This window comes from Kitasatospora sp. NPDC059408 (genome assembly GCF_042751525.1).
Lineage (GTDB): Bacteria > Actinomycetota > Actinomycetes > Streptomycetales > Streptomycetaceae > Kitasatospora.
Window position 1 is genome coordinate 14,256 of the sequence record NZ_JBHYWI010000005.1, and the last position, 22,245, is coordinate 36,500.

Sequence of the window (22,245 nt, forward strand, 5' to 3'; positions counted from 1 at the left end):
GTGTTCGTCCGGCGTGGCGGGGTTTCGTGTGTTGCGGTGTCCGCGCCCGCCCGTTCTGCGGGATCATGTGTGGCATGACGGCGGCCCATTCGCACGGAGGCCGGTCCCACACCGGCCGTCTGCTCGTCGCGACGCCCGTGCTCACCGATCCGAACTTCGCCCGGGCGGTGGTGCTCCTCCTCGACCACGACGCCGAGGGGGCGCTCGGCGTCGTGCTCAACCGGCCGACGCCCGTCGAGGTGGGCAGCGTGCTGGACGGCTGGGGAAGGCTGGTCGGACAGCCGGCCGTGGTGTTCCAGGGCGGGCCGGTGGCGCTGGACTCGGCGCTCGGGCTGGCGGTGGCCCCGGGGGAACCGGGCACCGGCGAGCCGCTCGGCTGGCGGCGGGTGCACGGCGCGATCGGGCTGGTGGACCTGGAGGCGCCGCCCGAGGTGCTGGCCGGTGAACTGGGCGCGCTGCGGATCTTCGCCGGGTACGCGGGCTGGTCGCCCGGCCAGCTGGAGGCGGAGATCGAGAGCGGCGCGTGGTACCTGGTGGACTGCGAGCCGGGGGACATCTCCAGCCCCGAGCCGGAGCGGCTGTGGCGCTCGGTGCTGCGCCGCCAGCGCGGCCCGCTGGCGCTGCTGGCGACCTACCCGGACGACCCGACGCTGAACTGACGGCGGGGGCCGTCGGTGCGACACTGGCCCGGTTTCCCGGGGCGCCCATAGACTTGGCACCTATGAGCACTCTTGAGCCCGAGCGCGGCCTCGGCACCGGCACCCTGGTCGAGCCCGTCCCGCAGGTGTCCAACGGGGACGGCGACCACGAGCGCTTCGCGCACTACGTCCAGAAGGACAAGATCATGGAGAGCGCGCTCTCCGGGTCCCCCGTGGTGGCGCTCTGCGGCAAGGTGTGGGTGCCCGGCCGCGACCCGAAGAAGTACCCGGTCTGCCCGATGTGCAAGGAGATCTACGACGGCATCGGCAAGCCGCAGGGCGGGGACGACGACAAGTAGTCCCGCGGGGCCGCCGCACCGCGCCGTTTTGCATCGTGCGGCGTTTGCGCAGTGGTCTATGCCAATCGTTCCGGGCGCGGGCAGGATGTCGGAATGGACCTCATTCCCGCACCTTCGAGTGCCGTCCGCCGCCCGGGCGAGGACTTCCCCCTCGACGACGCCACGACGCTGACCGCCCCGCTGGTGCTGGCCGGTGCCGCGCACTGGCTGCGCGCGGCGCTGTCCGCCGCCACCGGGCTGCCGTTCGCCCCGGGTGCTCCCGGGGCGGGCGTCGAGCTGGTCCACGACGCCGCGCTGGCCGCCGAGGCGTACCGGGTCTCGGTCCGCCCGGGCCGCGCGGTGATCACCGCGGGCGGTCCGGCCGGCGCGCTGTGGGGCGCGCAGACGCTCCGCCGGCTGCTCGGCCCGGACGCCTTCCGCCGGGCCCCGCTGCGCCGCACCGGCTGGGTGCTGCCCGGCGCCGACATCGAGGACGCCCCGCGCTTCGGCTGGCGCGGCGCGCTGCTGGACGTCGCCCGGCACTTCCTGCCCAAGGCGGACGTGCTGCGCTTCGTCGACCTGCTGGCCGTCCACAAGCTCAACGTCCTGCACCTGCACCTGACCGACGACCAGGGCTGGCGGGTGGAGATCAAGCGGTACCCGGAGCTGACCGCGCGCGGTGCGTGGCGGGAGCGCTCGATGGTCGGCTACCGCAGCGCCGGGCGCCGCGACGACCGGCCGCACGGCGGCTTCTACACCCAGGACGACCTGCGCGAGATCGTCGCGTACGCGGCGGAGCGCGGGGTCACCGTCGTGCCGGAGATCGACCTGCCGGGCCACACCCAGGCCGCCGTGGCCGCCTACCCCGAGCTCGGCAACACCGACGTCGTGGACACCTCGGCGCTCGGCGTGTGGACGGACTGGGGCGTGAGCCACAACGTGCTCAACGCCTCCGAGGCGACGCTGCGCTTCTTCGAGGGCGTGCTGGAGGAGGTGCTGGAGCTCTTCCCGTCCGAATTCGTCCACCTCGGCGGCGACGAGTGCCCGAAGGAGCAGTGGAAGGACAGCGCCGCCGCCCGGACGCGCATCCGCGAGCTCGGCCTCGCCAACGAGGACGAGCTGCAGAGCTGGATCATCCGGCACTTCGACCGCTGGCTGGCCGAGCGCGGGCGGCGGCTGATCGGCTGGGACGAGATCCTGGAGGGCGGCCTCGCGCCGGGCGCCGCCGTCTCGTCGTGGCGCGGCTTCGGCGGCGGGATCGCGGCCGCGCGCGCCGGCCACGACGTCGTGATGTGCCCCGAGCAGCACGTCTACCTGGACCACCGGCAGGCGGACGGCCCCGACGAGCCGATCCCGGTCGGGTTCGTCCGGACGCTGGAGGACGTGTACCGCTTCGAGCCGGTGCCCGGGGAGCTGGACGAGGCCGCCGCCCGGCGCGTGATCGGCACCCAGGCCAACCTGTGGAGCGAGTTCACGGACACCGCCAGGGACGTCGACTACCGGGCCTTCCCGCGGCTCGCCGCCTTCGCCGAGGTGGCCTGGTCCGCCCTGCCCGCCGAGCCGGCCGAGCGCGACTACCCGGCCTTCGCGCGCCGGCTGGCGGCGCACCTGGAGGTCCTGGACGCGCTCGGCGTCGAGTACCGCCCGGCCGACGGCCCGCACCCGTGGCAGCGCCGCCCCGGAGTGGTCGGCCGTCCGATCGAGGGGCCGCCGCCCGTCCGATAGGCGTTCGGGCCGGGCGGCCGGAATGCCGGGCAGCGGGAATGCGGGGGAGGCGGAACGCGGGGAACTTCCGGATGGTCATCCGACGTCAAGAACAGATGAACATCTGTTCCGGTCCGGCCCGGGCCGGGGCAGATAACGCCCGGTATCCGCCCCAAACGGGCAGTCCCGTTCACCGGCCCCGAAGTGATCATCGAGCATTGTGTGCCAGAGTTGCCCAACCCGGCCCGATCGCCCGTACCCTACGGGCCAGGCCGGACTGCTGACGCGGACACCACGGCCGAAGGCCGCGGGCGGCAGGCGATCGATGAGCAAGTGGAGCACGGTGGGACCCAGGTGAACCGGACGATCATGCTGCCGGCCTCGCTCGACGAGGCCGTCGACGCGCTGGCCGCCGCCCCGGCCGCGGTGCCCGTGGCCGGCGCCACCGACCTGATGGAGGCCGTCAACGCCGGACGGCTGCGCCCCGCCGCCCTCGTCGGCCTCGGCCGGATCACCGAACTGCGCGGCTGGCGCTACGAGGACGGCGGCACCGCCGTGCTCGGCGCCGGCCTCACCCACGCCCGGATGGACCGCCCGGACTTCGCCGCGCTGATCCCCGCCCTCGCCGACGCCGCCCGCACCGCCGGACCCCCGCAGGTCCGCAACGTCGGCACCCTCGGCGGCAACATCGTCACCGCCGCCCCGGCCGGCGACACCCTCCCGGTGCTCGCCGCCCTGGAGGCCACCGTCACCCTCGCCCGGGCCGGCGGCACCCGGGAGGTACCGGTCAGTCACCTCCTCACCGGCCTCGACCCGGTGCGCCCCGGCGAACTGCTCACCTGGGTGCGCGTCCCGCTGCTGCACGCGCCCCAGGTCTTCCTCAAGGCGACCGGCCGCAGCGGCCCGGCCCGCGCCACCGCCTCCGTCGCCCTCGTCCTCGACCCCGCCCGGCGCTCCGTGCGCTGCGCCGTCGGCGCCGTCGCGCCGGTGCCGCTGCGGCCGCTGGAGGCCGAGGCCTGGGTGGCCGGCTGCATCGACTGGGACGGCAGCCGGGAGATCGACCCCGCCGCGACCGCCGCCTTTGGCGAGTACGTCGCCGCAGCCTGCGTCCCCGACGGCTACGGCGCCGAGGGTGCCTGGGAGGCCGTGACCGAGGGGCCGAGCGCGGCCGCCGTTCGGCTACGGCGTACCGTGTCGGTGCTGGCCCGACGGGCACTGGGAAGGGCGCTGAAGTGAGCACAGACCCCATCGACACCCTCGACGCCGACCCGCTCGGCTTCTCCCCGCAGGTCAGCCGCGAGCTGCGCCCCTGCGCCTCCTACACCCTGCGGGTCAACGGTTTCGAACGGCCCGTCACCGACGCCTGGATCGGCGAGAGCCTGCTCTACGTGCTGCGCGAGCGGCTCGGCCTGGCCGGTGCCAAGGACGGCTGCGAGCAGGGCGAGTGCGGCGCGTGCTCGGTGCAGGTGGACGGCCAGCTGGTGGCCGGCTGCCTGGTGCCGGCCGCGCTGGCCGCGGACAGCGAGATCAACACCGTCGAGGGCCTGTCGGCGGGCGGCGGCGCGAGCGACGTGCAGCAGGCGCTCGCCGAGTCCGGCGCGGTCCAGTGCGGCTACTGCGCGCCCGGCATGGCGATGGCCGTGCACGACCTGCTCCAGCGCAACCACCGGCCCACCGAGGTCGAGGCCCGGCAGGCGCTGTGCGGCAACCTCTGCCGCTGCACCGGCTACCGCGGGGTGCTGGCCGCCGTCCAGAGCGTCGCCGACGCGCGCGCCCTGGAGGCCGAGGAGGCGGAGGAGGCCGCGCTCGCCGAGGAGGCCACCGCCGCTGCCGCGCCCGCCGCCGAAGGGGCCGCCGGGCAGCCGGCCGCCGACGCGCCCGCGGAGGAGCCCGCCGCCGAACCCCCCGTCTACACCGACGCCGACGCCTGGATCGAGCACGTCCCGCAGCCGCCCGCCGAGGAGCCGGCCGCCGCGGTCCCCGGCCAGGGCCTGCCGTACGGCGCCGACGCCCAGGGCGGCTACGACGGCCAGCACGGCTACGACGGCCAGGCCGGCTACGACACCGGGGTGTACGACACCGGTTCGTACGAGATCCCGGCCGTCCCGCCGCAGCCGACCGACGACCAGGTCTACTACCAGCCGCAGGGCTACCCCGAGCAGCCGTACCAGGCCACCCCCGCGCACGGCACCTACCTGCCCGGCGCCGGCTACCCCGAGGGCTACCCCCAGCAGCCCGGCTACGACGGCGGCTACGACGCCCCCGTCTACGAGCCCACCCCCGCCCACGGCACCCCGGTGCCCGGTCCCGGCTTCGACGGCACGCCCGGCCCCGGCTTCGACGGCGCGCCGTACGTCCCCACGCCCCCGCACGGCGTCCCGGCCGAGGGCGGCGCCCCGGCCGGCGTCCCGTACGGCGCCACCCCCGCCCACGGCATCCGGCTCCCCGAGGACGACCACGCATCATGACGTCGCCTACCGACATCGGCGCAGCAACCCAGCAGGACGGCGACGGGGCCGGCGCGCCGGAGCCGTTCGGGCTCGGCAGCTCGCCGCTGCGCAGCGACGCCCTGCCCAAGGCGCTCGGCATCTACCCGTACGCCGCCGACCTGTGGGCCGAGGGGCTGCTGTGGGGCGCGCTGCTGCGCTCGCCGCACCCGCACGCCCGGATCAAGGCCATCGACACCTCGGCCGCGCTCGCCCTGCCCGGCGTGCACGCCGTCGTCACCGCCGCCGACCTGCCGCCCGGCCCGGACGGCCTGCCCGACGGCGCCCCGGCCGGGCCGATCGTCGCCGACCGGCCGGTGCTGGCCTCGGGCGTGGTGCGCCACCACGGCGAGCCGGTGGCCGCGGTGGCCGCCGACCACCCCGACACCGCGCGGCTGGCGGTCGGTCTGATCGTCGTCGAGTACGAGCCGCTGGAGGCCGTCACCGACCCCGAGCAGGCCTTCACCGCCCCGCCGCTGCACCCGGACGGCAACCTGTTCCGCCACCTGCCGCTGCGCAGCGGGGACCCGGACGCGGTCGGCGAGATCGTCGTCGAGGGCCTGTACCAGGTCGGCCGGCAGGACCCGGCCCCGCTCGGCGCCGAGGCCGGCCTCGCCGTGCCGCGCCCGGACGGCGGCGTCGAACTGCACCTGTCCTCCACCGACCCGCACGGGGACCGCGACCGCACCGCCGCGTGCCTCGGCCTGGAGCCGGACCGGGTGCGACTGGTCGTCACCGGCGTGCCCGGAGCGACCTCGGACCGCGAGGACCTCTCCTTCCAGGTCACCCTCGCGCTGCTGGCGCTGCGCACCGGCCGGCCGGTGAAGATGACGCTCACCCGCGAGGAGTCCTTCCACACCCACACCTCGCGCCACCCCGCGCTCCTGCGCTACCGCCACCACGCGGACGCCGAGGGCCGGCTGGTGAAGGTCGAGGCGCAGATCCTGCTGGACGGCGGCGCCTACGCGGACGTCTCCGCCGAGGCGCTGGCCGCCGCGACGGCGTTCTCGGTCGGCCCGTACGTCTGCCCGAACGTCTTCGTGGACGCGTGGGCGGTGCGCACCAACAACCCGCCGGCCGGGCGGATGCGCGGCGAGGGCGCGCTGCAGTCCTGCTTCGCCTACGAGTCGCAGCTGGACCAGCTGGCCGCCCGGGTGGGCGTGGACTCGGTGGAGATCCGCCGCCGCAACGCGATGGCCACCGGTGACCCGATGCCCACCGGACAGGCCGTCACGTGCCCGGCGCCGGTGACCGCGCTGCTGGAGGCCGTCGCCGCCGAACCGCTGCCGGCGCTGCCGGTGGACGACCCGGACGCCGAGTGGCTGCTGCCGGGCGGGCCCGGCGGCGCCGGCGACCCGGCCGCCGTGCGGCGCGGGATCGGCTACGCCGTCGGCATGGTGCACATGCTCGGCGCCGAGGGCGAGGACGAGGTGTCCACCGCCACCGTGCGGGTCAGCGGCGACCACGCGACCGTGATCTGCGCGGCCGTCGACTCCGGCCAGGGCTTCGCGACGCTGGCCCGGCAGATCGTGCAGACCGTGCTGGGGGTCGGCGAGGTCTACATCGCGCCGGCCGACAGCGACCAGTCGATCGCCGGGCCCTCCGCCCGCGGACGGCACACCTGGGTGTCCGGCGGCGCGGTCGAGCGGGCCGCGCTGATGGTCCGCCACCAGCTGCTCCAGCCGATCGCCGCCAACTTCGGGATGTCGGTGGAGCTGCTCCAGATCGCCGACGGCAAGATCACCTCGTACGACGGGGTGCTCGGCATGCCGGTCGCCGAGGCGCTGGAGGGCAAGGAGCTGTGGGCCACCGCGCAGTGCCGCCCGCACCCGACCGAGCCGCTGGACGAGGCCGGGCAGGGCGACGCGTTCGTCTCCATCGCCTTCTGCGCGATGCGCGCGGTCGTGGACGTGGACATCGAGCTGGGCGCCGTCCGGGTGGTCGAGATGACCGTCGCGCAGGACGTCGGCCGGGCGCTCAACCCGCGGCAGATCGAGGACCGGATCGAGGCGGGCGTGGCCCAGGGCGTCGGCCTGGCGCTGCTGGAGGAGCTGCGCACCGAGGGCGGCGTGCTGCAGAACCCGTCGCTCACCGGCTACCGGCTGCCGACCGCGCTGGACACCCCCGAGGTGCGGATCGCGGCCCTGCTGGAGGAGCGGGACGTGGTCGCGACCTTCGGTGCCAAGGCCGTCAGCGCCGTGCCCGCGGTGGTCGCCCCGGCGGCCGTCGCCGCCGCCGTCCGGGCCGCGACCGGTCTGCCGGTGGGGCGCCTGCCGATCCGGCCGGAGGACGCCGTCGCGGTGTGAGAGAAATGCGGAACGAGGAATTGCCGGTCGACTTTCGCAGTCGACCGGCAATTCCTTTTACCGAGGCCGTGACGGGATTCGAACCCGTGTGTACCGCTTTGCAGACGGTTCCCTGAGCCTCTCGGGCACACGGCCAGTGAATTCAGGATGGCGGATTCCGAGAATGGGGTCAACGGCGTTTTGTAAATTCTGTATGGCAATGTGTGCTACCGTCGGGGACAAGTGGCGTTTTCCCGCCACTCCGGACGAGCGCGTCGTACCCGGTGACGACAAGACGGCGCAGTTCAGCGGCAATCCGGCCGCTGTGGACTGCGGAGGTTCGTACCGTCATGGCCTGGCTCGTTCTGATCGTCTCGGGTGTCCTGGAAACCGTCTGGGCGGTCGCCCTGGAGTCGTCCAAGGGCTTCACCCGCCTCGTCCCCGGTCTCGTCTTCGGCGTCGCCCTGCTGCTGAGCATGGGCGGACTGGCGTACGCGATGCGCACCATCCCGATCGGCACCGGCTACGCGGTGTGGGTCGGCATCGGCGCGGTCGGCACCGCGCTCTACGGCATGGCCGTCCTGGGCGACGCGGTGACCCTGGCCCGGATCGGCTGCCTGCTGCTGATCGTCTCCGGCGTGGTCGGCCTGAAGGTGCTCCACTGACCCGGTCCCGGGGCGTGTCCCGAGGCGTGTCCTAGGTCCTGCGGCGGAGTCGATCACCGACTCCGGTCAGGGGTCCAAACGCCAGACGGCCCTTACGATATTACGTATGACCACTGCCTCCCCCACCTCGGTCGACTCCGCCCCGATACCCGTCGAGAACGACCCCGGCGGCGGGGTGCTCAGTGGCCGCTACCGCGCCCTCACGCTGGGGATCGTGTCGGTGGTCCTGCTGCTCGCCTTCGAGGCGACGGCGGTCAACACCGCGATGCCGGTGGCGGCCCGGCAGCTGGACGGCCTCGGTCTGTACGCCTTCGCCTTCTCCGGCTACTTCACCACCACGCTGTTCGCCCTGGTCGTCTCCGGCCAGTGGTGCGACCGGCGCGGCCCGCTGCAACCGCTCTTCACCGGCATCGCGGTGTTCGGCGCGGGCCTGGTGGTGGCCGGGACGGCGCCGGGGATGTGGCTGTTCGTGGCCGGGCGGGCGGTCCAGGGCCTGGGCGGCGGGCTGGTGATCGTCGCGCTGTACGTCGTGGTCGGCCGGGCCTACCCGGAACGGCTGCGGCCCTCCGTGTTCGCGGCCTTCTCCTCGGCCTGGGTGCTCCCCTCGATCGTCGGACCGGTCGTCTCCGGAGCCGTCACCCAGCACCTGGGCTGGCGCTGGGTGTTCCTGGCCGTGCCGGCGCTGATCCTGCTGCCGCTCGCGGTGATGGGTCCGGCGCTGGCCCGATCGGAGCGCGAGCACCCCGTGCCGAAGGGCGCGGAGTTCGACCGCCGCCGCACCGTGCTGGCCGCGATGGCGGCGCTCGGCGCCGGCCTGCTGCAGTACGCGGGCCAGCGGCTGGACCCGATCGGGCTGCTCCCGGCGGCGGCCGGTGCGGCGCTGCTGCTGCCGGCGGTGCTCGGGCTGCTGCCCCAGGGCACGCTGCGGGCCGGGCGCGGTCTGCCGACGGTGATCCTGCTGCGCGGCGTGGCCGCCGGGGCGTTCTTCGCGGCGGAGGCGTTCATCCCGCTGATGATGGTCACCCAGCGCGGCCTGTCGCCGACGCTGGCCGGGCTCACGCTGACCAGCGGCGGGCTGTCCTGGGCGCTGGGCTCGTGGCTGCAGGGCCGTCCGGGCGCCGAGCGCCACCGCGAGGCGATGATCCGGGGCGGGTTCGTGCTGACCGCGGTGGCGATCGCGGGGGCGGCGCTGGTGCTGGTCCCGGCCGTGCCGGTCTGGGCGGCGGCGGTGGCCTGGGGCGTCGGCGGCATCGGGATGGGGCTGACGGTCGCGAGCGTCAGCGTGCTGATGATGAAGCTGTCCGCGCCGCAGGACGCCGGGGCCAACTCGGCCTCGCTGCAGATGAGCGACGCGCTCGGCAACGTCCTGCTGGTGGGCCTCGCCGGGGTGCTCTTCTCGGCGCTGGGCGGCGGCTCGGTGGCGGTCGCCCACGGGAACGCCGAAGGCGCCGGGTCGCCCGGCGCCTTCGCGGTGATCTTCCTGACGATGACCGGGGTGGCCCTGCTGGGGGCGCTGGTCTCCGGCCGGGTCCGCAGGGCCTGACGGTCAGCCGACGGCGGCGGCCGGGGCGCTGGCGGCGGCGGTGGCGGTGGGGGACGGCGGCGCCGCCGGGGTGCCGAGGAAGCTCTCCCAGCCGCCCGCCGGGGCCTGGCCCGGGGCGAGGGTCTGCAGCTTGCGCAGCACCGCCGGGTCCTGGGCGTCCAGCCAGTCGACCAGCTGGCGGAAGGACACCAGCCGGACCTCGGGCTTGCTCGCGATGGACTTGAAGGCGTCCTCGACGGCGTTCATGTAGATGCCGCCGTTCCACTCCTCGAAGTGGTTGCCGATGATGTACGGCGCCCGGTTGCCGTTGTAGGTGCGGTCGAAGCCCATCAGGTAGGCGTCCCGCGCCTGGGCCTGGAAGCCCGGGTAGAGGGCGGGGTCGGCCTTGGTGTTGGGGCCGCACTGGTTGAACATGATGTTGTAGTCCATCGACAGCACCTGGAAGGTGTGCCCGGGGAACGGGATGGACTGCAGCGGGAGGTCCCACAGGGCGCCGCCCTGGATCTTCTGCGGCCAGACCTGGCTGCCGTTGCCGCTGCTGTCGTAGCGCCAGCCGCGCTTGACGGCGGTGGGCAGCAGGTTGCGCTGGCCCTCCAGGCACGGGGTCCGGCTGCCGATCAGCTCCTTGCCGTAGTCGAACGGCAGCGCCGGCAGGTCGGTGAACCCGGTGTTCGTCCGCCAGTTCGTCACGAAGTCCATGGCCTGCTGGATCTCGCTGTCCCACTCCTCCGGGGACCACTTCCCGACGCCGGTGGAGCCGCAGAAGTGGCCGTTGAAGTGGGTGCCGATCTCGTGGCCCTCCAGCCAGGCGGCGTGGACGTTCTCCAGCGTGTCGTGGATGTGCTGGTCGCTGAGGTAGCCGATCTCGGAGGCGCCGGCCTTGTGCTGGGGCGGGCGGTAGAGGTCCTTCTTGGACTCCGGCAGCAGGTAGAGGCCGCTGAGGAAGAAGGTCATCGACGCGTTGTGCTCCTGCGCCAGCCGGCGGAAGCGGGCGAACAGGCCGTTGTCGAGCTCGCCGGCGCCGTCCCAGGAGAAGACGACGAACTGCGGCGGGCGCTCGCCCGGCTTGAGCCGGTCGGGGACGGGCTGGCGGGGCTGGGCGCCGGTGTCGGAGGTGGAGCCGTCGCCGATCAGCACGACCTGCGGCTTGGCCGGTGCCGGAGCCGGGGTGGCGGGCGGCTCGGTGGTCCCGGCGGGGGCCGGGGTTCCCGTCGCGTGCTCTCCGCCGCCGGCGGCGGTGGTCCCGCAGCCCGCCACCAGGGCGGCGGCGCCGGCCGCGCCGGCGGCCAGCAGGGTGCGACGGGAGAGGGAGTCCATGGTCACTCCGTTCATGAGGCGTTCGGCAGGCGTGCAGGCATGCGAAAGTCCGGTCGGACAAGTGGGGTGATAGAACCCGTGACCGGGTCAGCATGGCATGCGAACGCATTCGGTCCGCGAGTCGCCACATACGGTCTCAAGTGATCGCCCGATGGATGCAACCGGACGGACTCGCTCCGTCGTCGATGGTGTGCGAGGTCGGACCCGCCGTGCCTGGGTGAGGCGGTACCTCGTCGCGCTCCGTGACGGAGCCACCACTCGGCGCACGGGTGACGGCCCTGACCCTGCCGTTTGGGGGGGATTGGTATGACCATCGTATGGACGTGCCTTAGGGTCCCGTCCGGTTCAATTGGTTCCCAGGAAACTCCCAGGAATCGGGAAGTCGTCGGCAGAGGGGAGCGCCCGTGGGCGCCCAACAGCGCAGGAGCCCGTGGCCGGGCACCATCGCGGCCGGTGCCGCGATGGTCCTCGGCGCCTGGCTGCTGCACGACGGCGGCCCCGGCGAGCTCCCTCCCGCGCCCGGCGCCGGGCAGTCCCTGAGCGGGTTCGCCCCGGTCTCGGTCGTCCCGCCGCTCGGCCCGTCCGTGCCGACCCGGATCCGCATCCCCGCCGTCAAGCTCGACGCCCCGGTCACCGGTCTCGGCCTGGAGGCCGACGGCCGGCTCCAGGCGCCGCCCGCGGCGGACCGCAACCTCGCCGGCTGGTACCGCGGCGGGGCGACCCCGGGCCAGCGGGGGACCGCCATCGTCGCGGGCCACGTGGACAACAAGAGCGGCCCGGCCGTCTTCTACCATCTGGGTGCTCTCCACCGCGGTGACCGGATCGAATTCGTCCGCGCGGACGGCGCCACCGCCGTCTACCAGCTGTACGCCATCGAAGTGCACGACCGAAAGGACTTCCCGGACGACCGGGTGTACGGACAGGCCGCCGACGCGCAGCTGCGGGTGATCACCTGCGGCGGTGCGTACAGCGAGGAACACGGCTATGAAGGCAATGTCGTGGCCTACGGTTTCCTGGCCGACACCACCCGGCCGGGGAAAGCGGCATGACCCCGATCACCCTCGCCAACCGCTGGAACCCACTCGACTGGCCGCTGACGCACGGCCCGATCCCGTACGCCGTGCTGGCCGCGGGCTGGGGTGCGCTGCTCGTGCTCGCCGTCGCCCGCAACCGCTCGTGGTGGAGCTTCCGGCTGCCGGCCGCGCTGTTCACCGCGGCGGCGATCAGCCTGCTGCTGGGCGTGGTCGTCGACGACTGGTGGCACCCCTTCCCGGAGGGCACCCCGGACTACGTCACGTGGTGGATCGCCGTCGCCCTGGTGGGCTTCTGCCTGGTCGGCTACCGCTTCCGCGGGATCTCCTGGCGGCGCCGCGGGCTCGTGCTCGGCCTCGGCTCGCTGGTGCTGCTGATGTCCGCGTCGCAGATCAACATCGGCTTCGGCCAGTACCCGAACGGCAAGATCATGCTGGCGCCGTTCCTCACCGACACCGGGGCGAAGATCGCCCCGAAGGTCGCCGAGACCGCGAGCGCGCCGCCGGACAAGGCGCTCTCGGAGGTCTGGACGCGCCCGCCCGGCCTGCCCGCCAAGGGCACCGTCTCGCAGGTGTACATACCCGGGGCCAAGTCCGGCTTCGTCGGCCGCAGCGCCTACGTCTACCTGCCGCCCGCCTACCAGGCCAGCCCGCGGCCGCTGCTGCCGGTGCTCGTGCTGATCACCGGTCAGCCCGGAACGCCCGGGGACTGGGTGCTCAACGCCCAGGTGAACGAGTCGCTGGACGCGTTCGCGGCGGAGCACGGCGGCCTCGCACCGATCGTCGTGATGCCCGACCAGCTGGGCTCTACCTGGGGGAACACGCTCTGCATGGACTCGAAGATCGCGAAGGCGCAGACCTACCTCGCCGCCGACGTCCCCGACTGGATCGACAAGCACCTGCAGACCGCCAAGGGCCGGGGGTCCTGGGCCGTGGGCGGCGCCTCGATGGGCGGCACCTGCGCCCTCCAGCTCGGCATCAACGCGCCCGACGTCTACGGCACCGTCCTCGACATGTCCGGCCAGGAGGAGCCCACCCTGGGCACCCGGGACGAGACCGTCAGGAAGGCCTTCGGGGGTGACCAGGCCAAGTTCGAGGCCGTCGACCCGCTCTCGGTGATGGCCCACCGCAAGTTCCCCGACACCAACGTCGCGATCGTCGTCGGCCGCTGGGACAACGACTTCCGGTCGGGAATGGAGAAGGTCTACCAAGCCGTCCAGACGGCGGGTATGAAGGCCAAGTTCGACCTGGTCCAGGGCGGGCACGGCTGGGGGGCCTGGCGGATCGGCATCGCCGAGCAGCTGCCCTGGATCGCCCGCCAGACCGGGCTGCTCAAGTGAGCCGCACCCAGGCGGCCGCAGCCGTCGTCGCCAGGCCGGAGGTGGTCGTGGACCAGGAGCCGGTCACCCGTACGCCCGTCACCCGCACCCCGGAGCCGCGGCCGCAGCGCGTGCGCCGGACCGCCCGGCTGGTCGGTGCTCGGCTGCGCTCGGCCCCGCTGACGATGGGGGCGCTCGTCGTCCTGTGGGGCGTCGGCGCGGCCACCGGGAGCCTGTCCGGCGGGCCGTCGGGCCGCGTGCTCCGGCAGGCCGGGACCGGCGTGCAGACGCTCTCCGAGGGCCGCTGGTGGACGCCGTTCACCTCGCTGTTCTGGTGCGCCGGGATCGGCGCGTACGTGTTCACCAGCCTGCTGCTGCTGCTCGTCGGCCCGGCCGCCGAGCGGCGGCTCGGCCGGTGGCGCACCCTCGGGGTGCTGGTCGTGGGGCAGGCCGCGGGCACCCTGCTCGGCACCGCGCTGGTCGCGGCCGGCTCCCGGGCCGGCGAGCAGTGGACCGACTCGGTGGTCGACCAGGTCGCGATCGGCCCGGGCCCCGGCCTGTTCGCCCTGGCCGCGGTGCTCGGCTACCGGCTCACCGTCCTGTGGCGCCGCCGGATGCACCTGCTGGTGCTGCTCGTGCCGCTGGTCATGACGCTGTACGTCGGTCACCTGCAGAGCGTCCAGCGGTGCGCCGCCGCGCTGCTCGGGCTCGGCGCGGGCGCGCTGCTCACCCGCGGGCGGCTGCTGCTGCGCACCCATCGCTCCTCGCACACCGAGACCCGGGTGCTGGTGGCGCTGTGCCTGGTCGCCGCCGCCTTCGGCCCGCTGATCGCCTCGCTGTACGACAACGCGGCCGGGCCGTTCAACACCTTCTCCGAGCTGTACTTCTCGCACCGGCTCAGCCCCGAGGAGGTCGCCGACTTCTGCGCGATGTCGGTGCACGACTGCGCCCGCGCGCACGCCGTCGAGCGGATCTTCGACACCCCGGGCCGGCTGATGGCGGCGCTGTTCCCGGCGCTGCTGCTGGTGCTCGCCGAGGGGCTGCGCCGCGGGCTGCGGTTCGCCTGGCGGATCACCGTCGTCACCGAACTGCTGTGGGTGGCGCTGCTGGTGTGGCTGTACAACGACTCCGGGCCGGACGCCGGGGACGTGATCCAGTACTTCGTCGAGGCGCTGCTGCTGCCGCTGCTGACCACGGCCCTGCTGCTCGCCACCCGCCAGCGGTTCCGGCTGCGGCTGGCGGGCCGGGCGGTCCGCCGGCTGGCGGTCGTCCTGGGCGGCGCCGCGCTGGCGGCCGCCGCGGCGTACACGGTCCTCGGGGTGCTGGTCGCCGGCCAGTTCGAGCCGGGGGCCACGTTCCGCGGGCTGGTGCACGGGCTGCCCGCGCAGTTCCTGCCGCCCGCCTACAACGACCTGCTGCCGGACTATCCGATCGCGGTCGGTCCGGTGGCGCGGTTCCTGGAGACGTACTGCGGGCTGGCGTTCTGGGCGGTCGCGCTGACCGCGCTGCTGCTGGCCTTCCGCCGGCCGGTGGTCCACACGGACGCCGCGGCCGCGGAGCGGGCCCGCGCGCTGCTGACCGCGCACGGCGGCGGGACGCTGTCCTTCATCACCACGTGGGACGGCAATCACTACTGGTTCGACGAGGAGGGCCGGGCGGCCGTCGCCTACCGGGTGCTCAACACGGTGGCGCTGACCACCGGGGACCCGTTCGGAGAGCCCGCGGCCCGCGCCGGGGCGGTGGCCGGCTTCGCGCGCTACTGCGACGCGCGCGGCTGGACCCCGTGCTTCTACAGCGTCTCCCGGGACACCAGGGCCGCCGCCGAGCAGCTCGGCTGGCGCTCGGTGCAGGTCGCCGAGGACACCGTGGTCGCGCTGCCCGAGCTGGCCTTCACCGGCCGCAAGTGGCAGGACATCCGGACGGCCCTCAACAAGGCGGGCAAGCAGGGCATCACCGCCGAATGGTGGGCCTACCACGAGGCGCCGCTCGCGCTGAAGGACCAGATCCGCTCGATCTCGGAGGAGTGGGTCTCCGAGAAGGGCCTGCCCGAGATGGGCTTCACGCTCGGCGGCCTGGAGGAGCTGGACGACCCGGACGTCCGGGTGCTGGTGGCGGTGGACGAGCAGGGCGTCGTGCACGGGCTGACCAGCTGGATGCCGGTGTACGAGGACGGCGTGCCGGTCGGCTGGACGCTGGACTTCATGCGCCGGCGCTCGGACGGCTTCCGCGGCGTGAACGAGTTCCTGATCGCCTCGGCCGCGCTCGGCTTCAAGGAGGAGGGCGCGCGCTTCCTGTCGCTGTCCGGCGCGCCGCTGGCCCGCTCGGGGCAGGACGAGCCCACCGGGCTGCAGCGGATGCTGGACTGGATGGGTCGGGTGCTGGAGCCGGTGTACGGGTTCCGCTCGCTGCTCGCGTTCAAGTCCAAGTTCCAGCCGGAGTACCGGCCGATGTTCATGGCCTACCCCGACCCGGCCGGGCTGCCCAGCATCACCCGGGCGATCGGCAAGGCCTACCTGCCGCACCTGACGGCGGCGCAGGGGGTCCGGCTGATGCGCCGGCTGTCGGGCTGACCGGGAGCGGTGCGGGCGGTCGCCGGCCGCGGGCGCGGGGGCGCTCGCGGACGCCGGTCCGCCGGTCAGCCGAGCAGCTCGGCGAGTGCGCGGTCGGCGTCCAGGTGCAGGTGCTCCTCGCCCTCCGGGACGAGCAGCCGGCTGCGCCACAGGAAGCGGCGCAGGTCGGCGGTGTCGAACCGGAGCAGCGCGGTGCCCTCCGGGGCCCGCAGCTCGACCATGGTGCGGCGTCCGGCGGCGGGGCGGACGTGGACGTCGCCGAGCCCGGCGGGCAGCTCCAGGCCCGCCGAGAGCAGGTGGCGGGCGAACACCCAGACGATGTCGTCGGCGGCCTCCGCGCCGTCGCGGGGGCCGTCGGCGGGCTCGTCGAGGGAGAACTCCGCGGGGAAGCCCATCCGGACGGCGAGCGGGTCCTCCGGGCGGTAGGCGAGGGTGACCCGCAGGCGGACCGAGCGGTGGAGGGTGAGGAGCAGGCGGGCCTGGACGGTCTCTTCGACGGCACTGTGGTGCACGGCAGGGTCCTTTCGGGGGTCGGGCGGGGCCTCGGTGGGGCGGCCCCACACCGGTGAGAGCGGGGGGACGGCTTCCGCTTACGTGGTTCAGGGGGTTTTCGGTGTGACCTGCGTCACGTCGATTTCCGGCCGTCCGTCGGCCGCGGGGCTCCCGGGCGGAGCCGGGTCGGAGCGCTGGAACGGTGCCGGGGCCGGTAGGCTGGGCGGGTTGTCCGATCGCCGCCCGACTGCGGGACGAGGCCGCAAAACCGCCTCTGACCTGCGATGATCCCCTTCGGAGCCCGTGAGTACCGCCGCCTCCTCGATGCCGCTCTTCTCCGACGTGTCGGAGCCGGACGCTCCCGTCCGGGCCGCCGGCCATGCCGCACCCGCCTCCTCGCACCACCTCTCGCCGGCCTTCCCCGGCCGTGCCCCCTGGGGTACGGCGGGCAAGCTGCGTGCCTGGCAGCAGGGGGCGCTGGACAAGTACATCGAGACGCAGCCGCGCGATTTCCTCGCGGTCGCCACCCCGGGCGCGGGGAAGACCACCTTCGCGCTGACCCTCGCCTCGTACCTGCTGCACAACCACCTCGTGCAGCAGGTGACCGTCGTCGCGCCGACCGAGCACCTGAAGAAGCAGTGGGCCGAGGCCGCCGCGCGCATAGGCATCAGGCTGGACCCGGCGTACTCGTCCGGGCCGCTCTCTCGGGACTACCACGGCATCGTGGTCACCTACGCGGGCGTCGGGGTGAACCCGATGCTGCACCGCAACCGGACCGAGGCCCGCAAGACCCTCGTGATCATGGACGAGATCCACCACGCCGGTGACTCGAAGTCCTGGGGCGAGGCGTGTTTCGAGGCCTTCGAGCCGGCCGCCCGGCGGCTCGCGCTGACCGGTACGCCGTTCCGCTCGGACACCAACCCGATCCCGTTCGTCCAGTACGAGGCGGGCGGCGACGGCATCCGCAAGTCCGTCGCCGACTACACCTACGGTTACGGGCACGCGCTCGCCGACCACGTCGTGCGCCCGGTGATCTTCCTCAGCTACAGCGGCAACATGCGCTGGCGCACCAAGTCCGGCGACGAGCTGGAGGCCCGGCTCGGCGAGCCGATGACCAAGGACCTGATCGCCCAGGCCTGGCGCACCGCGCTGGCCCCGCAGGGCGAGTGGATCCCGTCCGTCCTCCAGGCCGCCGACCGGCGGCTGACCGAGGTCCGCAAGGCCATCCCGGACGCCGGCGGGCTCGTCATCGCCACCGACCAGACGGTGGCCCGCGCCTACGCCAAGATCCTGCGCGAGATCAGCGGCGAGAAGGTCACCCTGGTGCTGTCGGACGAGGCCGAGGCGTCCAAGCGCATCTCCGACTTCTCGGCGGGCACCTCCCGCTGGATGGTCGCGGTCCGCATGGTGTCCGAGGGCGTCGACGTGCCCCGGCTGGCCGTCGGGGTGTACGCGACCTCGATCTCCACCCCGCTGTTCTTCGCCCAGGCCGTGGGCCGCTTCGTGCGCGCCCGCAAGCGCGGCGAGACGGCCTCGGTCTTCCTGCCGACCATCCCGATGCTGCTGGGCTTCGCCAACGAGATGGAGCTCCAGCGGGACCACGTGCTGGACCGCCCCAAGAAGGAGGGCGAGGGCCTGTTCGACGAGGAGGACCGGCTGCTCGCCGAGGCCGAGCGGGCCAACGACGGCCCGGACGGCGCCGGCGGCGACGAGTTCTCCTACGAGGCGATCGGCTCCGACGCGGTCTTCGACCGGGTGCTGTACAACGCCATGGAGTTCGGCATGCAGGCCCACCCGGGGAGCGAGGAGGAGGAGGACTACCTCGGCATCCCGGGCCTGCTGGAGCCGGACCAGGTGCAGATGCTGCTCCAGAAGCGCCAGCACCGCCAGATCCAGCGCAGCAAGACCAAGCCCGCCGAGGAGGCCGACCTGCTGGAGCTGCCGGCCGAGCAGCGGCCGGTCGTCACCCACCAGGAACTGCGCGAGCTGCGCAAGGAGTTGAACGCCCTGGTGGCGGCCTGGCACCACCGCACCAGCCAGCCGCACGGCACGATCCACAACGAGCTGCGCCGCGAGTGCGGCGGCCCGCTGACCGCCCAGGCGACGGCGAATCAGCTGAAGGCGCGGATCGCCCGAATCCGGGAATGGGCGAAGTAACGGTACGTCAGTGGATTCCTCCCGTTCGGTAAGGGGGGAATCCGGAGCGCGGTAACGCGTTATGACATTCCGGTATAGCTGGTGGAATTGTCGGGGCGATCGGTGTGATCATCCGATAGTGTTCCGCGTGCCGCGCTGCCACCGGACCCGTCCGTGCTGCGCGCCGACCCGACCGGGCCGGCCGTCAGCGACGGTGGAACGGCGGGCACCTCACCACCCGGCAGGCGACGGATCTCGCGGTCGGGCCAGTCAGACCAAGGAGCACAGCGAACGTGTCGTACCCCCCTCAGCCCGGCCAGCCGTACCCGGGCCAGCCGTACCCCGGTCAGCCGTACCCGGGCCAGCCGGAGTACTCGGACAAGTCGAAGATCGTCGCGGGCATCCTGCAGCTCTTCCTCGGCGGGTTCGGCATCGGCCGCTTCTACACCGGTCACATCGGCATGGGCATCGCCCAGCTCCTGACCTGCGGTGGTTTCGGCTTCTGGGCCCTGATCGACGGCATCATGTTCCTGGTCAGCAACGACCGCACGGACGCCCAGGGCCGTCTGCTGCGCGGCTGACCTTGAGCACGCCACGCACGGCACGCCGCCCCGGCTCCGGCCGGGGCGGCTTCGCCGTGCCCGCGCGCCTGCGCACCGCGGGCCCGCCGCTGGCCGTGCTCCTCGGCGGCCTGGCCGGTTCGGCCTACCTGTGGTCGCGCGACCCCCACCTGCCCGGGCAGGCGCTGCCGTTCTGCCCCTGGCGCCGGATCACCGGCCTGCAGTGCCCCGGTTGTGGCGGCACCCGGATGACCTACGACCTCCTGCACGGCGACCTCGCGGCCGCGTTCCACGACAACGCGATGCTGCTGATCTCTCTCCCGCTGGTCGCCCTGATGTACGTGACCTGGCTGCGCGAGGGACTGGCCGGCCGTAGCTGGCGGCCGCCGCTCGGGCGGCGCGGCACGGCGGCGGTGCTCGGCACCGCGGTGGCCTGGACGGTGCTGCGCAACCTCTGGTGAGCGGCCCCGCGCCCGCGGCGGAAACGGCTCCCGCGGCCCGGCCCCCCGAGGCCCCCGACACTCCGAAGTGTCCGGACTTCGGACTGTGCTCGAACTAGAGGTCGGGTGGGGCGGTCGATATGCGGCCTTCTGCCCCGATTCGTTCCGGGTGCCGCAATCGATCACGACCGAATTTTGGACAACCACTTCCGTCGCGACATTTCCTTCACTACCTTTCCCACACGCTCTTCCGCCGGGTCACCCCCGAGAGACGGGCGCCGCAGGGCTCGCACGGGCGTCATGGATTCGCACCGCGATTCGCACTGCGCGACCCGAGCGCGGCCACCCCCCCATCTGCGCGCGAAACCCCGCCCCGGGCCGGCCCCCACCGGTCCGCGAGCCGCCGCGGAAAGGAATGCCCGTCGTGACAGCCGAGACCTCCCAGACCCTGGACCGTGGCGTCCGGGTGCTCAAGCTCCTCGCCGACTCCGAGCGCGGCCTCACCGTCACCGAACTGGCCGCCCGGCTGGCCGTCAACCGGACCGTCGTCTACCGGCTGCTGGCCACCCTCGAACAGCACGGACTCGTCCGCCGGGACATCGGCGGCCGGGCCCGGGTCGGCCTCGGCGTGCTGCGCCTGGCCCACCGGGTGCACCCGCTGCTGCGCGAGGCCGCCCTGCCGGCCCTGCGCAGCCTGGCCGAGGACCTCGGCGCCACCGCCCACCTCACCCTGGTGGACGGCAACGAGGCGCTCGCGGTCGCCGTCGTGGAACCGAGCTGGACGGACTTCCACGTCGCCTACCGCACCGGCCTGCGCCATCCGCTCACCGAGAGCGCCGCGGGCCGGGCGATCCTGGAGGCGCGCACCTTCCCCCACCAGCGGCGGCCCGAGCAGGGTTTCGTCATCACCCGTGCGGAGGAGCAGTCCGGGGCGTGCGGCGCCGCCGCCGCGCTGCTCGGGCTGAGCGGCGTCGAGGGCAGCGTCGGCGTGGTGATGCTGAACGGGCTGGTGCCCGAGCGGGTCGGGCCCCGGGTCGTCGAGGCCGCCACCGAGGTCGCCGACGCCCTGCGGTAGTGCCCGGGCGGGACGTCCGGTGTGTTTGGATTCCTCCTGTGTCCGACTCCAAGCTGACCAAGGCCCTGACCGCCCCGCGGACCCGTGCGCTCACGCTCTGCGGGGTGCTGGTCGCCGCGCTGTTCGGGGTGGCCGGGTTCGTCCCGCTGCCGTACACGCTGACCTGGCCCGGCGTGACCGCGGACACCCTCGGCAGCTACCACGACAAGCCCGTGCTCACCATCACCGGGGCGCCGCTGCGCACCACCGGGGGCGAGCTGCGGATGGTCACCATCTCGGCTACCAACCCGGGGGAGCGGACCACCCTCTGGCGCTCCCTGGAGGCCTGGGTCGACCCGAACGAGGCGGTGCGCCCGACCGAGTCGGTGTACCCGCAGAGCAACCCGGCCAAGGCCGAGCAGGAGACGGCGCAGCAGATGACCGAGTCGCAGGACAGCGCGACCACGGCCGCGCTCGCCTACCTGCACCTGTCGCCGGACCAGGTCAAGGTTAAGGTCGACCTCGGCGACGTGGGCGGCCCGAGCGCGGGCCAGATGCTGGCGCTCGGGATCATCGACAAGCTGGCCGGCGACGGCAAGGGCGGCGACCTCACCGGCGGGCTGACCATCGCGGGCACCGGCACCATCGACGACCAGGGCAACGTCGGCGCGGTGGGCGGCGTGCCGCTGAAGACGCAGGCGGCCGCGCGGGACGGTGCGACGGTGTTCCTGCTGCCCAAGGACGAGTGCACGGACGCCGGCGTGAACAAGCCCGCGCAGCTGCGGCTGGTGCCGGTCGGCACGCTCGCCGAGGCGGTCTCGGCGCTGGACGCGCTCAAGAGCGGCGGCAGCGTTCCGTCCTGCTGAGCGCCGACCGGGTCCCGGCTATTCGGCGGCGGCCTGGTCCACCAGCGGCAGGATGCGGTACGGGACCGGGTTCTCCAGGGCGATCGCCGTCGAGGAGCGGACGATCCCGTCGAAGCCCACCACCCGGTCGATCACCCGCTGGAGGTCGGCGTTGGAGCGGGCCACGATCCGCACCATCATGTCCCCGGCCCCGGTGATCGTGTGCAGTTCCAGCACCTCGGGCACGCTCGCCAGGTGCGCCCGGACGTCCGCGCCCTGGCCCTGGGAGATCTCCAGGGTCGCGAAGGCCGTCACCGGGTAGCCCAGCGCGGCCGGGTCCACCTCGGGGCCGAAGCCGCCGATCACGCCCTTGGCCTGGAGCCGGTCCAGCCGGGCCTGCACGGTGCCGCGGGCCACCTGGAGGCGGCGCGAGCACTCCAGTACGCCGATCCGGGGCTCCTCGGCGAGCAGGCGGATCAGCCGGCCGTCCAGCGCGTCGATCGCGTCGTTCGTGCCGCCGGCCGGGCCGGCCGCGGGCGCGGTGGCGGTGGCGGGCGCGGTGGCGGAAGGGCCCTGCGGGGTGGGGGAGTTGGGCGAGCCGGGCGAGCTCGGGGAGTGGTCGGGGGGCATCGCGGCTCCGTCCTCCGGTGGGCATTCTGTACAGCGGTGCGGCCGATTCTCCCGCCCCGGCGCACAGCTTGACCAGGATGAAACGGAACAGTTGCGCGCAGGTCGGCCCGGCGCCACCCTCCAGCCACGAACCCGTGCCGCCGGGCCCCACACCGGCGGGCGGGGGACCGTCGTGGTCCCGTACGCCCACCG

The 22,245-nt window shown here is 73.8% G+C and carries 19 protein-coding genes, 1 tRNA gene and 1 riboswitch; of the genes, 16 read left to right on the top strand and 4 right to left on the bottom strand.

Annotated features, from left to right (window positions below):
* Positions 1-65 precede the first annotated feature (65 nt).
* From ACFXDE_RS05610 to ACFXDE_RS05635, 6 genes are all read left to right on the top strand, one after another.
* A complete protein-coding gene (locus ACFXDE_RS05610) occupies positions 66-659 on the top strand; it encodes a YqgE/AlgH family protein (RefSeq protein ID WP_380491206.1) in 594 nt (197 codons plus the stop codon).
* A 62-nt stretch (positions 660-721) separates the two neighbouring features.
* A complete protein-coding gene (locus ACFXDE_RS05615; protein ID WP_329929182.1) occupies positions 722-997 on the top strand; it encodes a DUF3039 domain-containing protein in 276 nt (91 codons plus the stop codon).
* A 93-nt stretch (positions 998-1,090) separates the two neighbouring features.
* Positions 1,091-2,701, top strand: coding sequence for a beta-N-acetylhexosaminidase (locus ACFXDE_RS05620; RefSeq protein WP_380491209.1), 1,611 nt, complete (start codon positions 1,091-1,093; stop codon positions 2,699-2,701).
* A 348-nt stretch (positions 2,702-3,049) separates the two neighbouring features.
* On the top strand, positions 3,050-3,916 hold the full coding sequence (locus ACFXDE_RS05625; protein WP_359960722.1) for an FAD binding domain-containing protein: 867 nt from the start codon (positions 3,050-3,052) through the stop codon (positions 3,914-3,916).
* The gene (locus tag ACFXDE_RS05630) at positions 3,913-5,148 is read left to right on the top strand and encodes a 2Fe-2S iron-sulfur cluster-binding protein (RefSeq protein WP_380491211.1); all 1,236 of its coding nucleotides are present in this window, start codon (positions 3,913-3,915) and stop codon (positions 5,146-5,148) included. Before ACFXDE_RS05625 ends, ACFXDE_RS05630 begins: the two co-directional genes overlap by 4 nt.
* The gene (locus ACFXDE_RS05635) at positions 5,145-7,472 is read left to right on the top strand and encodes a xanthine dehydrogenase family protein molybdopterin-binding subunit (protein WP_380491213.1); all 2,328 of its coding nucleotides are present in this window, start codon (positions 5,145-5,147) and stop codon (positions 7,470-7,472) included. The genes ACFXDE_RS05630 and ACFXDE_RS05635 overlap by 4 nt, the downstream gene beginning before the upstream one ends.
* A 63-nt stretch (positions 7,473-7,535) precedes the next feature.
* Here ACFXDE_RS05635 and ACFXDE_RS05640 read toward each other — a convergent pair.
* Positions 7,536-7,607: transfer RNA gene (locus ACFXDE_RS05640), tRNA-Cys, on the bottom strand.
* 83 nt (positions 7,608-7,690) lie between these two features.
* Positions 7,691-7,756: riboswitch (guanidine-III (ykkC-III) riboswitch) on the top strand.
* Positions 7,757-7,801: 45 nt separating this feature from the next.
* On the opposite strand from ACFXDE_RS05640, the gene ACFXDE_RS05645 reads away from it, so the two are divergent.
* A complete protein-coding gene (locus tag ACFXDE_RS05645) occupies positions 7,802-8,116 on the top strand; it encodes an SMR family transporter (protein WP_359960387.1) in 315 nt (104 codons plus the stop codon).
* Positions 8,117-8,222: 106 nt separating this feature from the next.
* Positions 8,223-9,659 carry an MFS transporter gene (locus ACFXDE_RS05650; RefSeq protein ID WP_380491216.1) on the top strand — a complete coding sequence of 479 codons (1,437 nt, stop codon included), beginning with the start codon at positions 8,223-8,225 and terminating at the stop codon, positions 9,657-9,659.
* A 3-nt stretch (positions 9,660-9,662) separates the two neighbouring features.
* On the opposite strand, the gene ACFXDE_RS05655 is transcribed toward ACFXDE_RS05650, so the two are convergent.
* Positions 9,663-10,976 carry a hypothetical protein gene (locus ACFXDE_RS05655; RefSeq protein ID WP_380491219.1) on the bottom strand — a complete coding sequence of 438 codons (1,314 nt, stop codon included), beginning with the start codon at positions 10,974-10,976 and terminating at the stop codon, positions 9,663-9,665.
* A gap of 461 nt (positions 10,977-11,437) precedes the next feature.
* Here ACFXDE_RS05655 and ACFXDE_RS05660 point away from each other — a divergent pair, with 461 nt between their 5' ends.
* The 3 genes from ACFXDE_RS05660 to ACFXDE_RS05670 are packed head-to-tail and all read left to right on the top strand — an operon-like array spanning position 11,438 to position 15,896.
* Positions 11,438-12,025, top strand: a complete 588-nt coding sequence (locus ACFXDE_RS05660; RefSeq protein ID WP_380435292.1) for a class F sortase — start codon at positions 11,438-11,440, stop codon at positions 12,023-12,025.
* Positions 12,022-13,347, top strand: a complete 1,326-nt coding sequence (locus ACFXDE_RS05665) for an alpha/beta hydrolase (RefSeq protein WP_380435111.1) — start codon at positions 12,022-12,024, stop codon at positions 13,345-13,347. The genes ACFXDE_RS05660 and ACFXDE_RS05665 overlap by 4 nt, the downstream gene beginning before the upstream one ends.
* Positions 13,344-15,896 carry a rhomboid family intramembrane serine protease gene (locus ACFXDE_RS05670; protein WP_380491222.1) on the top strand — a complete coding sequence of 851 codons (2,553 nt, stop codon included), beginning with the start codon at positions 13,344-13,346 and terminating at the stop codon, positions 15,894-15,896. The genes ACFXDE_RS05665 and ACFXDE_RS05670 overlap by 4 nt, the downstream gene beginning before the upstream one ends.
* A gap of 65 nt (positions 15,897-15,961) precedes the next feature.
* Here ACFXDE_RS05670 and ACFXDE_RS05675 read toward each other — a convergent pair whose 3' ends face one another.
* On the bottom strand, positions 15,962-16,408 hold the full coding sequence (locus ACFXDE_RS05675; protein ID WP_380435113.1) for an SsgA family sporulation/cell division regulator: 447 nt from the start codon (positions 16,406-16,408) through the stop codon (positions 15,962-15,964).
* 304 nt (positions 16,409-16,712) lie between these two features.
* Here ACFXDE_RS05675 and ACFXDE_RS05680 point away from each other — a divergent pair, with 304 nt between their 5' ends.
* From ACFXDE_RS05680 to ACFXDE_RS05700, 5 genes are all read left to right on the top strand, one after another.
* Positions 16,713-18,545 carry a DEAD/DEAH box helicase gene (locus tag ACFXDE_RS05680; RefSeq protein WP_380491456.1) on the top strand — a complete coding sequence of 611 codons (1,833 nt, stop codon included), beginning with the start codon at positions 16,713-16,715 and terminating at the stop codon, positions 18,543-18,545.
* Between the two features lie 272 nt (positions 18,546-18,817).
* Positions 18,818-19,105 carry a TM2 domain-containing protein gene (locus ACFXDE_RS05685; RefSeq protein WP_380435114.1) on the top strand — a complete coding sequence of 96 codons (288 nt, stop codon included), beginning with the start codon at positions 18,818-18,820 and terminating at the stop codon, positions 19,103-19,105.
* 2 nt (positions 19,106-19,107) lie between these two features.
* Complete coding sequence (locus ACFXDE_RS05690; protein WP_380435115.1) at positions 19,108-19,545, top strand: DUF2752 domain-containing protein; 438 nt, start codon at positions 19,108-19,110, stop codon at positions 19,543-19,545.
* A 403-nt stretch (positions 19,546-19,948) separates the two neighbouring features.
* The gene (locus ACFXDE_RS05695; protein ID WP_359960406.1) at positions 19,949-20,599 is read left to right on the top strand and encodes a helix-turn-helix domain-containing protein; all 651 of its coding nucleotides are present in this window, start codon (positions 19,949-19,951) and stop codon (positions 20,597-20,599) included.
* A gap of 38 nt (positions 20,600-20,637) precedes the next feature.
* Positions 20,638-21,444, top strand: a complete 807-nt coding sequence (locus tag ACFXDE_RS05700) for a S16 family serine protease (RefSeq protein WP_380435116.1) — start codon at positions 20,638-20,640, stop codon at positions 21,442-21,444.
* 18 nt (positions 21,445-21,462) lie between these two features.
* Here ACFXDE_RS05700 and ACFXDE_RS05705 read toward each other — a convergent pair whose 3' ends face one another.
* The gene (locus ACFXDE_RS05705; RefSeq protein ID WP_218200569.1) at positions 21,463-21,924 is read right to left on the bottom strand and encodes an Lrp/AsnC family transcriptional regulator; all 462 of its coding nucleotides are present in this window, start codon (positions 21,922-21,924) and stop codon (positions 21,463-21,465) included.
* Positions 21,925-22,245 lie beyond the last annotated feature (321 nt).